The organism is Streptomyces sp. NRRL S-337, from assembly GCF_000720175.1.
GTDB classification, from domain to species: domain Bacteria; phylum Actinomycetota; class Actinomycetes; order Streptomycetales; family Streptomycetaceae; genus Streptomyces; species Streptomyces siderophoricus.
The window spans coordinates 1-14,413 of record NZ_JOIX01000024.1 but is presented as its reverse complement, the minus strand read 5'-3'; the positions used below and the strand labels follow the sequence as shown (position 1 = coordinate 14,413).

Annotated in this window: 14 protein-coding genes; 6 read left to right on the top strand and 8 right to left on the bottom strand. The window is 72.8% G+C overall.

Annotated elements, in window-relative coordinates; genetic code table 11:
• Positions 1-205: 205 nt before the first annotated feature.
• From IG62_RS0119005 to IG62_RS0118995, 3 genes are read right to left on the bottom strand one after another with little or no spacing between them, the layout of a single operon-like run.
• Positions 206-1,600 (bottom strand): MFS transporter, encoded by a 1,395-nt coding sequence (locus IG62_RS0119005; protein ID WP_420711074.1) that lies wholly within the window; start codon positions 1,598-1,600, stop codon positions 206-208.
• Positions 1,601-1,650: 50 nt separating this feature from the next.
• A complete protein-coding gene (locus IG62_RS0119000; protein ID WP_030804080.1) occupies positions 1,651-2,451 on the bottom strand; it encodes a glycerophosphodiester phosphodiesterase family protein in 801 nt (266 codons plus the stop codon).
• Positions 2,448-3,125 (bottom strand): YczE/YyaS/YitT family protein, encoded by a 678-nt coding sequence (locus IG62_RS0118995; RefSeq protein WP_030804078.1) that lies wholly within the window; start codon positions 3,123-3,125, stop codon positions 2,448-2,450. Before IG62_RS0118995 ends, IG62_RS0119000 begins: the two co-directional genes overlap by 4 nt.
• 107 nt (positions 3,126-3,232) lie before the next feature.
• Here IG62_RS0118995 and IG62_RS0118990 point away from each other — a divergent pair, with 107 nt between their 5' ends.
• On the top strand, positions 3,233-4,738 hold the full coding sequence (locus IG62_RS0118990) for a PLP-dependent aminotransferase family protein (protein ID WP_030804075.1): 1,506 nt from the start codon (positions 3,233-3,235) through the stop codon (positions 4,736-4,738).
• A 32-nt stretch (positions 4,739-4,770) separates the two neighbouring features.
• Here IG62_RS0118990 and IG62_RS0118985 read toward each other — a convergent pair whose 3' ends face one another.
• Both IG62_RS0118985 and IG62_RS0118980 read right to left on the bottom strand, forming a co-directional pair.
• The gene (locus IG62_RS0118985; RefSeq protein WP_030804073.1) at positions 4,771-6,441 is read right to left on the bottom strand and encodes an ATP-binding protein; all 1,671 of its coding nucleotides are present in this window, start codon (positions 6,439-6,441) and stop codon (positions 4,771-4,773) included.
• Between the two features lie 152 nt (positions 6,442-6,593).
• The gene (locus IG62_RS0118980; protein WP_030412631.1) at positions 6,594-6,788 is read right to left on the bottom strand and encodes a hypothetical protein; all 195 of its coding nucleotides are present in this window, start codon (positions 6,786-6,788) and stop codon (positions 6,594-6,596) included.
• Between the two features lie 229 nt (positions 6,789-7,017).
• Here IG62_RS0118980 and IG62_RS0118975 point away from each other — a divergent pair, with 229 nt between their 5' ends.
• Positions 7,018-7,458 carry a YchJ family protein gene (locus IG62_RS0118975; RefSeq protein ID WP_030804071.1) on the top strand — a complete coding sequence of 147 codons (441 nt, stop codon included), beginning with the start codon at positions 7,018-7,020 and terminating at the stop codon, positions 7,456-7,458.
• A gap of 13 nt (positions 7,459-7,471) precedes the next feature.
• Here the strand turns inward: IG62_RS0118975 and IG62_RS0118970 are convergent, their stop codons facing one another.
• Both IG62_RS0118970 and IG62_RS0118965 read right to left on the bottom strand, forming a co-directional pair.
• A complete protein-coding gene (locus IG62_RS0118970; protein WP_030804069.1) occupies positions 7,472-7,855 on the bottom strand; it encodes an RNA-binding S4 domain-containing protein in 384 nt (127 codons plus the stop codon).
• Between the two features lie 67 nt (positions 7,856-7,922).
• Positions 7,923-8,999, bottom strand: a complete 1,077-nt coding sequence (locus IG62_RS0118965) for a Ku protein (RefSeq protein WP_420711073.1) — start codon at positions 8,997-8,999, stop codon at positions 7,923-7,925.
• An 81-nt stretch (positions 9,000-9,080) separates the two neighbouring features.
• Here IG62_RS0118965 and ligD point away from each other — a divergent pair, with 81 nt between their 5' ends.
• Positions 9,081-9,974, top strand: coding sequence for a non-homologous end-joining DNA ligase (gene ligD / locus IG62_RS0118960; RefSeq protein WP_030804063.1), 894 nt, complete (start codon positions 9,081-9,083; stop codon positions 9,972-9,974).
• A gap of 9 nt (positions 9,975-9,983) precedes the next feature.
• Complete coding sequence (murJ, locus tag IG62_RS0118955) at positions 9,984-11,675, top strand: murein biosynthesis integral membrane protein MurJ (RefSeq protein WP_078872083.1); 1,692 nt, start codon at positions 9,984-9,986, stop codon at positions 11,673-11,675.
• 34 nt (positions 11,676-11,709) lie between these two features.
• On the opposite strand, the gene IG62_RS46430 is transcribed toward murJ, so the two are convergent.
• Positions 11,710-12,111, bottom strand: coding sequence for a hypothetical protein (locus tag IG62_RS46430; protein ID WP_158795058.1), 402 nt, complete (start codon positions 12,109-12,111; stop codon positions 11,710-11,712).
• A gap of 139 nt (positions 12,112-12,250) precedes the next feature.
• Here IG62_RS46430 and IG62_RS0118945 point away from each other — a divergent pair, with 139 nt between their 5' ends.
• Entirely contained in the window at positions 12,251-12,880 is a 630-nt protein-coding gene (locus IG62_RS0118945; protein WP_030804054.1) for a class I SAM-dependent methyltransferase, read from the top strand.
• A 166-nt stretch (positions 12,881-13,046) separates the two neighbouring features.
• Positions 13,047-14,180, top strand: a complete 1,134-nt coding sequence (locus tag IG62_RS0118940; RefSeq protein WP_030804051.1) for an MFS transporter — start codon at positions 13,047-13,049, stop codon at positions 14,178-14,180.
• The last annotated feature ends 233 nt before the right edge of the window (positions 14,181-14,413 follow it).

Below are 14,413 nucleotides of genomic sequence, written 5' to 3'. Positions count from 1 at the left end.
ATCCGGTCAACGTCCGGTCGGCGGTGAAGATTCCCGTAATCGGGACATGTGCGTCGCCCGTCGTGCCGCCCCTTGTTGTACCCACCGGCGCCCGGTTTGTCACATCTGGCAGCAGATGTCACCCAGCGCCTTCCATCCTTGAGCGCGCAGTAACGGTCCGCCTGGTGAGCCAAAGGCGTATACTACCGGCCCGCGCGCCCCGGGGCTAAATCCGGTCAGGTACCGGGTTCCCGGCCGCCGCGATCGCACGCCCCACCGGCACCCTCGCCAGCAGGACGAAACCGATCACGAAGAACGCTGCCAGGGACACGATCGCGGCCCGGTAGCTCCCCGACAGCTGGTAGGCCATCCCGAACACCAGCGGGCCCAGCCAGCTCACGCCGCGGTCGCTCATCTCGTACGCGGAAAAGTACTCCGCCTCCTTGCCGCGCGGGACCAGATGCGAGAACAGCGACCGGGACAGTGCCTGACTGCCGCCCAGAACCAGCCCGATGCCGGCGGCCAGCGCGAAGAACCACACCGGCGCCCGCGCGGGCAGCACACAGCCGGCCGCGACCGTCAGCGTCCAGGCCGCCAGCGAGCCCAGGATTGTCCGCCGGGCGCCGTACCGCCGGGCCAGCCGGCCCATCAGCAGGGCGCCCGCCGCGGCCAGCACCTGCACCAGGAGGACCGCCATGATCAGCGTCGTCTGGTCCAGCCTTAGCTCCTCGGAGCCGTAGACCGACGCCTGGGTGATCACCGTCTGCACGCCGTCGTTGTAGACGAGATAGGCCAGCAGGAACGACAGCGTGAGCGGGTGGCGGCGCATGTCACGCAGGGTTCCCCGGAGCTGGCGCCAGCCCTGGCCGAGCGGACCGCCGCCCGTCTCCGCGCGGCCGGGATCGGGCTGGGCGCCGGAGCCGGGGGCCGTCGCCGCCCGCCGGTCCCGCAGCCGCCGCAGCGGGATCAGCGAGAACGCGCCCCACCACAGCCCGGCCGAGGCCAGACAGATGCGCACGGCGACGCCCTCGGAGACGCCGAAGGAATCGTGCGCGCCGTAGAGGACGAGATCGGCGACGAGCACCAGCGCCCCGGAGGCATAGCCGAACGCCCAGCCCCGCGAGGACACCGCGTCCCGTTCGTCGGGCGTCGCGATCTGCGGCAGGAAGGAGTTGTAGAGCATCGACGACACCACGAAGCCGACGTTCGCGACGACCAGCAGCGCCCCGCCCAGCAGATAGCGGTCACCGCCCAGGAAGAACATGCCGGTCGTCGCCGCTGCGCCGGTGTACGCGCAAGCGCCCAGCAGCGGCTTCTTGCGGCCGGTCCGGTCGACCAGCACCCCGGCCAGCGGCATGACCAGTACGGACAGCAGCAGCGACACCGACACCGTGTACGCGTAGAAGGAGCCGGCGCGCACCGGGACGCCCAGCGGGTGCACGAAACCGTGCGGATCCGCCGCGGCCCTGGCCACCGACGTCAGGTAAGGGCCCAGGAAGACTGTGAGCACGCTCGTCGAGTAGACGCTGTTCGCCCAGTCGTACCAGTACCAGCCGCGTTGCTCGCGGCGCCGGTCGGCCGTCTCGTCGACGACCCCGGCCACGGCCTCTGCGCTCCGCACGCCCACCCCCGTCTTCCCGTCCCCGTTGCACCGCGGACGGCCCGGGGGCGTCAGACCCAGCTCCCCCGCTCGGTCAGCACCGTCCGCAGCGTCTCTATCTGGTCGGTCATGATGCCATCCACCCCCAGGTCGAGCAGGGCCTTCATCCGATCCGCGTCGTTGACGGTCCAGACGTGGACCTGCATGCCCAGGGCGTGCGCGGCGCGCAGGAAGAGCGCGTCGACGACCGGGATGCCGGTGTGCCGCTCGGGGACCTGGACGCAGACCGCGCTGCGCCGCACGGCCGCGCCCAGCAGCCGGTCCAGCGGCAGCGCCCCGCGTCCGTACGAGCGCATCCGCAGGCCGGCCACACCGCGGGTGCCGAGCGAGCTGGCCATCCGGCCGCCGGCCAGCCGCTGCGCCCGGGCCACCCGGGCCTCCGAGAACGAGCCCACGCACACCCGGTCCCAGGCGTGCGTACGGCGCAGCAGGTCCAGCAGCGGTTCCAGCGCGGGCTCCGCCTTGAGGTCGACGTTCCAGCGCGCCTCGGGGAACTCCTCCAGCAGCTCCTCGAAGAGCGGGAGCGGCTCGCGGCCGTCGACCCGGGCCTGGCGCACGGCCCGCCAGGGGAGCTCGGCGATGGCGCCGCGGCTGTCGGTGACCCGGTCCAGGGTCGGGTCGTGGAAGGCCACCAGCTTGCCGTCCGACGTGGTGTGCACATCGGTCTCCAGATAGCGGTAGCCGAGGCCGACCGCGCGCCGGAAGGCGGCGGCGGTGTTCTCCAGGCCGTCCGCGGCCCCGCCCCGGTGGGCGAAGGGGAGCGGTGCGGGGTGGTCCAGGTAGGAGTGGCGGATGCGTATCGCGGGGGTCACTCCGGCAGTATCGCGCGCTCAGGTGAAGTCCCGGAGCGGGCCACCACCCGGGACGGCGCCGGGGTCGGTTGGGAGATCGCGAAGCGGCGGAGGAAGAACTGCGCCAGCGGGCCGATGGCCAGGGCGTAGAGGACCGTGCCGACGCCGATCGAGCCGCCGAGGAGGAAGCCGGCCGCCAGCACCGTCACCTCGATGCAGGTCCGCACCAGCCGCACCGGGCGGCCGGTCCGCAGGTGCAGCCCGGTCATCAGGCCGTCGCGCGGACCGGGCCCGAAGCGGGCCGCGATGTAGAGGCCGGTCGCCGCGCCGTTCAGGACGACCGCGAAGGCGAGCAGCGGGATGCGGGCGCCGAGGGAGGACAGTTCCGGGACCCGGGCCAGGGTCAGGTCCATCACGACCCCGAGGATCACCACGTTCGACACCGTGCCCAGACCGGGGCGCTGGCGCAGGGGGATCCACAGCAGCAGGATCAGCGCGCCGGAGACGACGGTGACCGTGCCGATCGACAGACCCGTGTGCCGGGATATGCCCTGGTTCAGTACGCTCCAGGGCTCCAGGCCCAGATCGGCGCGGAGCATCAGCCCCATGCTCACGCCGTACAGCACCAGCCCCGTGTAGAGCTGGACCAGCCGGCGCGCCAGTACTCCGCGCGGCGAGCCGGACTCCCTCGTCATGGACACGAAAATTCCCCCTCATGGCAGGATTGGACCGAGGCATGACACCATGTGGCATGTCCGGGCTCACGAAGTAGAGCCAATTGCGGGAAGGTGGACTGATCTTCATGGCTCAGTGGACTTCAGCCGTCGGCGCGCCCCAACTCGCCCGGCTGCTCCGGTCGCAGGACTCCCGCGAGGTCCAACTCGCGGGCGGCGGACGCCGGTTGCCCGCCTACCGCGGCCTCGCGGACGGCATCCGCCTCCTCGTGCTCGAAGGCCGGATACCGGTCGCCGCCCGGCTCCCCGCCGAACGCGAACTGGCCGCCGCCTTCGGTGTCAGCCGCACCACCGTCGCCGCCGCCTACGAAGCGCTGCGCGCCGAGGGGTTCCTGGAGTCCCGGCGCGGCTCCGGCAGCTGGACCGCCGTCCCCGCCGGCAACCCGCTGCCCACCCGCGGCCTGGAGCCCCTGCCCCCCGAGGCCGCCGGCTCCATGATCGACCTCGGCTGCGCCGCCCTCCCGGCCCCCGAGCCCTGGCTCACCCGCGCCGTCCAGGCCGCGATGGGCGACCTCCCGCTCTACGCCCACACCCACGGCGACTACCCGGCCGGCCTGCCCGTGCTGCGCCAGGCCCTGGCCGACCGCTACACCGCCCGCGGCATCCCCACCATGCCCGAACAGATCATGGTGACCACGGGCGCGATGGGCGCGGTCGCCGCCATCTGCCGCCTCTGTACGAGCCCCGGCGAGCGGGTGGCCGTCGACTCGCCCTCCTACGCCAACATCCTCCAGCTGATGCGGGACGCCGGCGCCCGGCTCGTCCCGGTCGCCCTCGGGGAGCGGCTGGCCGGCTGGGACATCCCCGTCTGGCGCCAGGTGATGCGCGACGCCGCGCCGCGCATGGCGTACGTCGTCGCCGACTACCACAACCCCACCGGCACCCTCGCCACCGAGGACCAGCGCCGCCGCCTCGTCGACGCCGCACGCTCCGCCGGCACCCTGCTCGTCGTCGACGAGACCATGACCGAGCTCCGGCTCGACCCGGGGACCGAATCCCCGCCGCAGGTCTGCTCGTTCGACCCGGCCGGCAGCGCGGTGATCACCGTCGGATCGGCGAGCAAGGCGTTCTGGGCCGGGATGCGGATCGGCTGGGTGCGCGCCGCCCCCGACATCATCCGCAGCCTGGTCGCCGCCCGCGCCTACTCCGACCTCGGCTCACCGGTCCTCGAACAGCTCGCCATCGCCTCACTGCTGGAGGGTGACGGCTGGGAGCAGGCCGTCGGCATCCGGCGGGACCAGGCCCGGGAGAACCGCGACGCCATCGTCGCCGCGCTCCACCGCCACCTCCCGGACTGGGAGTTCAGCGTGCCGCACGGCGGCCTCACGCTCTGGGTGCGCACCGGCGGACTGTCCGGCTCGCGGATCGCCGAGGCGGGGGAGCGGCTGGGCGTACGGGTGCCTTCCGGCCCGCGGTTCGGCGTGGACGGCGCCTTCGAGGGTTTCGTGCGGCTGCCGTTCACGGTCAGCGGAGCGGTCGCCGACGAGGCCGCGGTCCGGCTGGCGGGCGCCGCGCGACTGGTCGCCACCGGCGCGCCGGTGGACACCGAACCACGGCACTCGTTCGTGGCCTGACGACCCGTCAACTGCCGGGCGTGGTAAGGGGCTCACCCCTCCGCGCGCAGTGCCTCCACCGAGCCGCCACGGGCGGTCCGGGACTCGCCGCCCTTGACGATCGACACCTGGGGCGCCGGCCCCACCGGCTCGGCGGCGGCCGCCGACGCGTCCCCCGGCGGCTCCTCGCCGGCCGGGACCGCCCGCTCCGGCAGCAGGGCCAGCACGGCCTGCCGGTGCGCCTCGCCGGTCGCCTCGTCCAGCGGGTCGGGGGTCGCGGGCACCTGCAGCCGCAGCACCTCGGCGGTCCCCAGCCGCACGTAGCCGCGCCCCGGCGGCACGTTCGCCGTCGGCGTGGTGTGCGGTGGCGCCCCGAGCACCGCCCGCACCTCCTCCGCCGTGGCGGACCCGAGCACCACCCGCGCCTTGGTGTGCGCCCGCACGGCCTCGCCGAGCAGCTCGGCGTTCTCGAACTGCTCCGCCACGACCACCGTCACCTGGGCCGCCCGGCCGTGCCGCAGCGGCACCTGCAGCCACCGCTGGGGATCGTCCCGGCCCTCCGCGGACGCGAGGTGGGTCAGCGCCGACGGCCGGTCCACCAGGATCCACAGCGGCCGCCGGACATCCTCCGGTACGGGCCGGCCGGCCTGCCGCGCGTGGTTCGCGGTGACCAGCCGCCGCTCGGTCTCCTGCGCGGCCCACTCCAGCGCCGCCAGCGCCCCGGCCAGTCCGCTCTCCACGCCCCGCACGCCCCGGCGGCCGGCCAGGCAGCCGAACTCGCCGGCGCCGCCGCCGTCCACGACCAGCAACTCGCCGTGCTGCAGCGCCTGCAGCGCGATCGAGCGCAACAGGGTCGTACTGCCGGCGCCCGGCGGCCCCATGACCAGCAGATGCGGCTCCGTGGAGCGCTGGCCGGTGCGCCACACCACCGGGGGCGCGTCGCGGGTCCCCGCCTCGCCGTCGACCGGCAGCGTCCGCCGCACCGCGTCGGCGTCGGTGAACCCGAGCACCGTCTCGCCCGGCGAGGTGACGAAGCGCTGCGCGGCGATGTCGGTCGGCAACGCGGCGAGCGCGGTCACGGTCAGCTGGTTGGTCAGCTCGTCCCAGGCGAAGTGGTACTCCCGGCCGCGGCCGGCCTTGGCGTACAGCACCTGCTCGATGCGGACCCGGGACTGGTCCTCACCATCGGTGAAGTACGGCGGGTACTTCAGCCGGAGCCGCGCCAGCCGCCCGTCGTCGAAGGCGTACTCGGGGAAGGCCCCCGTCCAGTCGCCGCCGGGCGCGTACAGCGGACTCGGGTCGCCCTCGGCGGCCAGATACGGCACCAGCGCCTCGTACAGCGCCCGCAGCCGCTCGGTTTCCGCCTCGCTGGGGCCGGTCTCCACCGGGACGCGTTCCCGCCCCGCCCAGGCCCCCGCGATCATCGTCGCGATCAGCGCCAGCAGCGGCCCGTACGGCACCAGCGCCACGATCAGCACGCACGCGCCGATGAAGAACAGCGCCGGTCCGCGCTGCTCCTTGGGCGTCTCGGCCCACCGTCCCCGGGCGGCCACCGCCAGCCGGCGCAGCCCCCGGCCGATGGTGATCAGCGGGTGGAACACGTCCGAGGCGCCGTCGGCGGCGCTGCGCGCGAAATCGCGCCCGCGCAGGAGCGACACGCTCTGCGCCACACGGGCGAGCGGTACGCGGTCGGTCAGGATGCGGGGCAGAGGACGCCGGGCCACATCGTCTCCAGGTGCTCGTGCGGTGGTCGGAGGAGCTCGGTCGGGCGGCGGGCCGGGGGCGGGCGGCGCGTGGCGGCCGCCCCGCACCCTGGCCGCTCATCGGGAGGGACCCCAAGGGGAGACCCCAGGGGGCACCCCCGGGGGAGGCACCCCTAAAGCTTGATCCCCCCGAGGAGGCTCGCCAGGCTCGCCCCGCCGGCCTTGATGCTCGGCGCGATGGCGGAGCTCGCGAGATAGAACCCGAAGAGCGCGGAGACCAGCGCGTGGGACAACTTGAGGCCGTCTTTGCGGAAGAACAGGAAGACGATGACACCGAGCAGGACGACGCCGGAAATGGACAGAATCATGGGGTGTTCTCTCCTGGGTGGTGGGGACGGTCACCTTGAGTTCTTCCAGACTCACAGGTCGCATCAAGCCATAAGAAGCCGCAAACGGGTGATTTGTCGTTGAAATTCCCTATATGGGCGCAGCTTCAGGGCGTGTCGCCCCGGCGTGTCCGTCACCACCGCCCGCCCGGCCCCCCGTGCACCCCCGGCGCGTCACGAACCGCCCCCGCCGACCCGGCACAATCGTGGGGTGCCGAAGTCCAAGAAGAAGCCGGCCGGCCCGCCGCGCCGCCCCGCCGCCGTGACCCCCGCCGCGCCCTGCCCCTGCGGCCGCGCCGCCACCTACGGCGATTGCTGCGCCCCCTTCCACCAGGGCAGCGCCGCCGCCCCGACCGCGGAGCGGCTGATGCGCTCGCGCTACAGCGCCTTCGCCGTCGGCGACACCGGCTACCTTCTGCGCACCTGGCACCCGTCCACCCGGCCGGCCGCCCTCGACCTCGAACCGGCGCAGCGCTGGACCCGGCTGGAGATCCTCGGGGCCACCGGCGGCAGCGCCTTCCACACCGAGGGCACGGTGGAATTCCGCGCGCACTACACCCTGCACGGCCACGCCGACAGCCAGCACGAGCACAGCCGCTTCGTCCGTCAGGACGGCGCCTGGGTCTACCTCGACGCGCTCCCGGACGCCTGAGGAACCCGCGCAGTCACTCGACGCCGCGGCCCCGCAGCTGGTCGATCTCCCGCCGCTCGCGCTTGGTGGGACGCCCGGTGCCGCGGTCGCGGATGCCCATCAGCGGGACCTCCTCGCGGGGCGGGGGCGGCGGGCTGTTGTCGACGAAGCACTCCGCGGCGACGGCCGCGCCCACCCGCTTGCGCACCAGCCGCGAGACCACCACGATCCGCTCCCGGCCGGCGTGCCGCAGCCGCACCTCGTCGCCGCTGCGCACGGCGTGCGCCGGCTTCACCCGCTCGCCGTTGACCCGTACGTGCCCCGCCCGGCAGGCCGCCGCGGCCAGCGAACGGGTCTTGGTGAGCCGCACGGACCAGATCCAGCTGTCGATACGGGTGGTCCCCTCGTCTGAAGCCATACCGAAACTCTAGAACGGGCGGGGGAGGGGGAAAGCGCGCGGCCGGGGCCCGCCGCGGGTGAAGGGCCTAGCCGGACTTCTTGGCCGTGCCCCTTTTGGCGGTGCTTTTCTGCGCGGCGCTCTTCTTGGCCGCGCTTTTGCCCGCCGTGCTCTTCGCCGTCGCAGGCTTCGGCGTCGCGCTTTTCGCCGCTCCGGTCTTCGCCGCCGTGCTTTTCTTCGCGGCGCTCTTCTCCGGGGCGGACTTCTCAGCCGTGGACTTCGTGGCCGTGGACTTCGCCCTCGTGGATTTCGTGGCGGCGGCTTTCTTCGCCGGTGCTTTCTTCGCCGGTGTCTTCTTGGCCGCGGCCTTCTCCGCCGTCTTCCGCCCCCGGATCGGTGTCACGGACGCCGACTCCGCCTCGCCCTCCGCGCCATCCGTCCGCCCTTCCCGCGCCGCCCGCACGCTCTTCTCCAGCGCCGCGGTCAGATCGAAGACCCGGGCGGACGGGCCCGGGGCGGCGGGAGCGACCGGTTCCTCGCCCTCCAGCTTGGCCGCGACCAGCTCCTCCACGGCCTCCCGGTACTCGTCGTGGAGTTCGGCCGGGTCCAGCTCACCCAGGGAGTCCATCAGGGTCTCGGCCAGCGACAGCTCGTTCTCGCGGACCTGCACGGCCTCGGGGGCCACGCCGGAGGCCGGCCGGATCTGGTCGGGCCACAGCAGCGCATGCATCACGATCGCCCCCTCGTACGCCCGCAGCATCGCCAGCGACTCCCGGCCGCGCATCGCCACCTTGCCGATCGCGACCTTCCGGTGGTGCTCCAGCGCCTCCCGCAGCAGGGCGTACGGCTTGGTGGCGGCCGCCCCGTTGGGGCCCAGGTAGTACGCCTTGTCCAGTTGGAGCGGGTCGATCTCGCCGGGGTCGACGAAGGACAGGATCGTCAGCGTCTTGGACGTCGGCACCGGCAGTCGCGACAGTTCGTCGTCGCTGACCGGCACGATGATGTCGTCGCCCGGCGGCTGGTAGCCCTTGCCCACTTCTTCGTTCGGGACTTCCTCGCCATCGAGCTCGCAGATCTTGCGGTACTGGATCTGCGCACCGTCCTTTTCGTGAATGCGGACGAAAGAGACGGACGAGGTCCGGTCCGTGGCGCTGTACGTCTTCACGGGGATGGTGACCAGTCCGAAGGAAATTGACCCATTCCAGATAGAACGCATATTTCATCCCTTGTGTGGGATTCTCATCGTATGTCGCCGATCACCATGGTGGAGGGGCGGCGCCTCTCGCTGACCAACCTGGACAAGGTCCTCTATCCGGAGACCGGCACCACCAAGGGTGAGGTGCTGCACTACTGCACCACCACCGCGGACGCGCTGCTCGCGCACCTGCGGGACCGGCCGCTGTCCTTCCTGCGCTACCCCGACGGGCCCGACGGCCAGCGCTTCTTCACCAAGAACGTGCCGCCCGGCACGCCCTCCTGGGTGAAGACCTGCGAGGTCCCCCATTCGACGTCCGGACCCACCCGGCAGGTCGTGATCGACGGCCTCGCCGCCCTCGTCTGGGCCGCGAACCTGGTCGTCGAACTGCACACCCCGCAATGGACGTGCCGGGCGCCCGGCATCGCCGACCGGCTGGTGTTCGACCTGGACCCCGGTGAGCCCGCCACCATCGTGGAGTGCTGCCTGGCGGCCCAATGGCTGCACGCCCGGCTGGCCGCCGACGGCCTGGACGTACACGCCAAGACCAGCGGCTCCAAGGGGCTGCACCTCATCGTGCCCATCGAGCCGGCCCCCTCCGAACGGGTCACCGCCTACGCCCGGCACCTCGCCGTCGAGGCCGCCCGGGCCCTGCCCGACCTCGTCGTCCACAAGATGACCAAGTCGCTGCGCCCGGGGAAGGTCTTCATCGACTTCTCGCAGAACTCCGCCGCCAAGACCACCGCCGTCGCCTACACCCTGCGCGCCCGCGCCACCCCCACCGTCTCCACCCCCGTCACCTGGGACGAGGTGGCCGACTGCACCGACCCGGCCCAACTCACCTTCCTCTTCAGCGACATCGCCCCCCGCTGCGCCGCCCACGGCGATCTGCTCGCCCCGCTCCTCGACCCCGACCGCGCACGACCGCTGCCGGGAGCGGCATAGATTGTCCCCATGATCGAGGGGACATCGGACGACACCATGCAACTGCGCCTGACCGGCCGGGAGATATCCGCCGGTGAGGAGACCCCGGCCAAGGAGGAACCCGCGGGCGGGCTGGCCCGCTCCTCGCTCCTGATGGCGGTGGGGACCGTGGCGTCCCGCGCCACCGGAGTGTTCCGGCAGGGCCTCCAGGCGGCCGCGCTCGGCACCGGACTGCTCGCCACCACCTACAACACCGCCAACGTCGTCCCGATGAGCCTCTACACCCTGCTCATCGGCGGCGCCCTCAACTCCGTGCTCGTACCGCAGCTGGTCCGGGCCCGGGCCGAGCACCCGGACGGCGGCCGGGCCCACGAGCAGCGGCTGGTCACCCTCGTCCTCAGCGTGCTCGCGGTGGGCACCCTGCTCTCGGTGTGGGCCGCCCCGCAGATCGTCGCGCTCTACACCCCCGACACGCCCCGGACCCACGCCGCCTTCGCACTCACCGTCGTCTTCGCCCGCTTCCTGCTCCCGCAGATCTTCTTCTACGGACTCTTCTTCATCCTCGGCCAGGTCCTCAACGCCCGCAGCAAGTTCGGCGCGATGATGTGGACGCCGGTCCTCAACAACGTCGTGCTGATCGCCATGTTCGGCCTCTACCTCGGGCTGCTGGCCGGACCCGACCGGATCGAGGACATCACCCCCGGCCAGATCGATCTGCTCGGCCTCGCCACCACCGGCGGCATCGCCCTGCAGGCCCTGGCCCTGGTCCCGTTCGTGCACGCGGCCGGCTTCCGCTTCCGGCCGCGCTTCGACTGGCGGGGAAGCGGCCTCGGCAAGAGCATCGCGGCGGCCCGCTGGACGCTGCTGTTCGTGCTCGCCAATCTGGCCGCGATGACCGTCGTCACGCACTACGCCGGCACCGCCGACCGGCAACTCCCCACCGCGGGCGTCGGATACACCGCCTACAGCTACGCCCAGACCATCTGGACGCTGCCGCAGTCCATCGTGACCGTCTCACTGGTGACCGCCCTGCTGCCCCGGATGAGCCGGGCGGTCGCCGAGCACCGCCTGGACGACCTGCGCAACGACCTCTCCCGGGCCCTGCGCGTCAGCGGCGTGCTCATCGTACCGGCCGCCTTCTTCTTCGTCGTGCTCGGCCCGCAGGCCGCCCAACTGCTCTTCGCCCACGGCTCGGTGAACGCCGCCTCGGCCGCACCCGCCGGCCACATGCTGCAGGCGTTCGGCCTCGGCCTGATCCCGTTCTCCGCCCAGTACCTGCTGCTGCGCGGCTTCTACGCCTTCGAGGACACCCGTACGCCGTTCTGGACGGGCGCCGCCATTGCCGCCCTCAACATCGCCCTGGCCACCGCCTGCCACCTGCTGCTGCCGGCCCGCTGGGCGGTCACCGGCATGGCCGCCGCCTACACCGTCGCGTACGGGGCCGGGCTGCTGCTCACCGCGCTGCTGCTGCGCAGGCGCCTCTCCGGGCGCCTCGACGGCCGCCGGCTGTGCCGGACCTACGGCAAGCTGACCGGCGCCGCCGCCGTGGCCGGCGCGGCGGCCTGGGCCGTGGCCCGGGCGTGCTCCGGGGCCCCCGTCCCGCACTTCTGGGCCCCCGTCCTGGCGCTGGCCGCCGGCGGCCTCACCATGGCCCTGCTCTTCGTGGCGCTCGCCCGGCTCCTCAAGGTCACCGAACTGCGCACCCTGCCCGGCCTGCGGTGACCCGCAGACCGGTCGCTCACCTCGCGCCGGCCGGTCACACGGCGTGCGGCCGGGCCCAGGACGCCCGGCCGGCCGCCTCGATCCAGCCGATGACGGCCCGGACCGTGGCGTCGCCCAGCCCCGCGATCTGCGCGACCGCGACCGCGTCCTCGGCCTCCGGTGCGATGCCGGCGGCGGTCAGTGCGGCCTGGAGGTCCGGCCGCCGGTGATCGGGCAGTGCCACCGGGCCCTGCAGCCGCTCCTCGGGACGCGGCGGCAGCGGCCGGTCATCGGCCCGCCAGGGCCCGCCCGGCACCCGGTCCTCCGGGCGGGGCGGCGGCAGCCGCAGATCGAGCGGCAGCGCGAGGGTGTCCAGACGGTCCTCGGCGCGCGGCGGGGCGAGCGTGTAGTTCGGTGCCGCGCCGTACGGCGGGGGAGTGGGACGGTCGAGCGGCATCGGGACCTCCACGGCTCGCGGGAACGGAACAGCTCTGACAACCCTCCGGAAGCCGCGAATGCCCCGCCTGGTTGCGGCGCACGCACGGATTCACCCGATGGGACCACGGGGAACCGGCCGGGCTGGTTAGGGTGACCCGATGCCGTTCACCGACGCACCGGCGCCGCCGGATCCGTACTGGAACCACAACGTGCATTACCACCGGCTGGTGCTGGACGCCGTGCCGGACGGCTGCGCGCGGGCGCTGGACGTCGGCTGCGGTGACGGCCTGCTGGTCCGCAAACTGGCCCGGCGGATCGGCGAGGTGACCGGCGTGGACCGCTCCGCCGCGATGGTGCGGCTGGCCCGCGAGAGCAGTGCCGGAGTCCCCAACACCACCTTCCTGGCAGCCGACTTCATGGCGGACGGTGCCCTGCCGGGCGGCTACGACCTCGTCACGGCCGTGGCCGTCATCCACCACACGGAGTTTCCCGCCGCGGCCCGTCGTCTGACCGGTCTGCTGGCGCCCGGCGGCCGCCTGGTGGTCGTCGGGCTGGCGGCCAACAAAACCCCCTGGGACTGGCTCGTCAGCGGTGCTGGACTCCCCGCCGCCCGCATCCAGGCCCGCCGTCACGGCGGCAAGTCCGGGCCGCCCGGCATGCCGGTCGTGGACAGCGCCATGACGTGGGGCGAGGTCCGGCGCGCCGCCCGCGCCTGCCTGCCGGGCAGCCGCTACCGGCGTCACCTGCTGTGGCGCTATTCGCTGGTGTGGGACAAACCGCGGGGCTGACGCCGTGAGGTGACGCCGGCGAGCCCGGTGACGCCTTGATGCCGCGTGACCCCGGAGCATCCACCGCGCCCATTCTGAAACGATCGATCCAAAATGCGTTACAGTCCTCTCCGCCCAAGTAATGTAACGAACAGTCCAGAAAGGTGGGGTGGACGGCCAGATGACCATGCCGCGCCCTGTATATGTGCTGGCCATGGGGGTTTTCGCCATGGTGACCAGCGAGTTCGTGGTGGCCGGGCTGATGCCCCAGATGGCCGCCGGACTGGCGGTGAGCGTCCCTCAGATCGGTTATCTCATCACCGCCTTCGCGGTGGCCATGTCGGTCGGCGGCCCCTTCCTCACCGTCGCCGTACTGAAGCTCCGCCAGAAGACGGCGCTGATGCTGCTGTTCGGGATATTCCTGGCCGGCAACGTGCTGGCCGCCCTCGCCCCGGACTACGGGGTGATGCTGGTCGCCCGCATCGTCACCGGGGTCGCCTCGCAGGCATTCTTCGGCGTGGCCGTCTCGCTCTGCGTCCAGCTGACCCGCCCGGAGATCCGCGGCCGGGCCATCGCGGTCGCCATGAACGGGCTGATGCTCGGCACCCTGCTGGGACTGCCTCTGTCGACGGTCGTCGGGGAACGCCTCGGCTGGCGGGCGGCGTTCTGGGGGATCTCGGCCATCGCCGCGCTGGCCGCGCTCGCCACCCTCGCCGGCGTACCGCGCCTCGGCCGGGCCGAGAGCGGCAGCGTACGGGAGGAACTCGCGGCCTTCCGGAAGCCCCGGCTGTGGCTGGTGCTCTCCACCAGCACCTTGATCATCGGCGCCACCTTCGCCGCGTTCAGCTACCTCCACCCGCTGCTCACCGAGGTCACCGGCTTCTCGGCGGGCACCGTGCCGCTGCTGCTCCTCGGCTACGGTGCCGCCACCGTCGTGGGCAACACCGTCGTCGGGCGACTGGCGGACCGGCACACCGTCGGCGTCCAGATCGTCGGGCTGACGCTGAACGCGCTCTTCCTCGCCGCCTTCGCCCTCCTCGCCGACCGCGCCGTACCGGCCGTGCTGCTGATGACGGGGATCGGACTGGTCGGCGTCACGATGAACCCGGCCATGGCCGTGAGGGTCCAACGCACCGGAAACGCCGGCCCGTTGATGAACACCGTGCACTCCTCCTTCATCACCCTCGGCGTCATCGTCGGCTCCTCCGCCGGCGCCCTGGCCATCGCCTCCGCGGGCCTACGAGCCCCCTTGTGGCTCGGCGCGGGCCTGGCGCTTCTGGGCCTCACGACGCTACTGCCGGAGTGGCGGCCCCGTACGTAGTTGTCTTTCCCGCCGTGGGGGTTGCTCGCGGTTGCGCTTTGCGGCGCCCCCGCACGTACCTGTCTTTCCCGCCGCGGTGGTTTCTCGCCGTTGCGCCTGCGGCGGGCTGGGTTTGTTGTGGGTGCGGTGACGGTCCTGCGGGGCCTTGTTCGTGGACTGCTGTCGCTTTACGTCCACGAACAAGGCCCCTCCGGCCCGTCCCCTCCCGTTGGGGGAGTGTGCGGGTGAGTGGG

Coding starts and splice junctions, on each gene's coding strand:
- IG62_RS0118990 (WP_030804075.1), top strand. CDS start 3,233: ATGGCTCAGTGGACTTCAGCCGTCGGCGCGCCCCAACTCGCCCGGCTG.
- IG62_RS46430 (WP_158795058.1), bottom strand. CDS start 12,111: ATGCCGCTCGACCGTCCCACTCCCCCGCCGTACGGCGCGGCACCGAAC.
- IG62_RS0118945 (WP_030804054.1), top strand. CDS start 12,251: ATGCCGTTCACCGACGCACCGGCGCCGCCGGATCCGTACTGGAACCAC.
- ligD (WP_030804063.1), top strand. CDS start 9,081: ATGTCGCCGATCACCATGGTGGAGGGGCGGCGCCTCTCGCTGACCAAC.
- murJ (WP_078872083.1), top strand. CDS start 9,984: ATGATCGAGGGGACATCGGACGACACCATGCAACTGCGCCTGACCGGC.
- IG62_RS0118980 (WP_030412631.1), bottom strand. CDS start 6,788: ATGATTCTGTCCATTTCCGGCGTCGTCCTGCTCGGTGTCATCGTCTTC.
- IG62_RS0118940 (WP_030804051.1), top strand. CDS start 13,047: ATGCCGCGCCCTGTATATGTGCTGGCCATGGGGGTTTTCGCCATGGTG.
- IG62_RS0118970 (WP_030804069.1), bottom strand. CDS start 7,855: ATGGCTTCAGACGAGGGGACCACCCGTATCGACAGCTGGATCTGGTCC.
- IG62_RS0118995 (WP_030804078.1), bottom strand. CDS start 3,125: ATGACGAGGGAGTCCGGCTCGCCGCGCGGAGTACTGGCGCGCCGGCTG.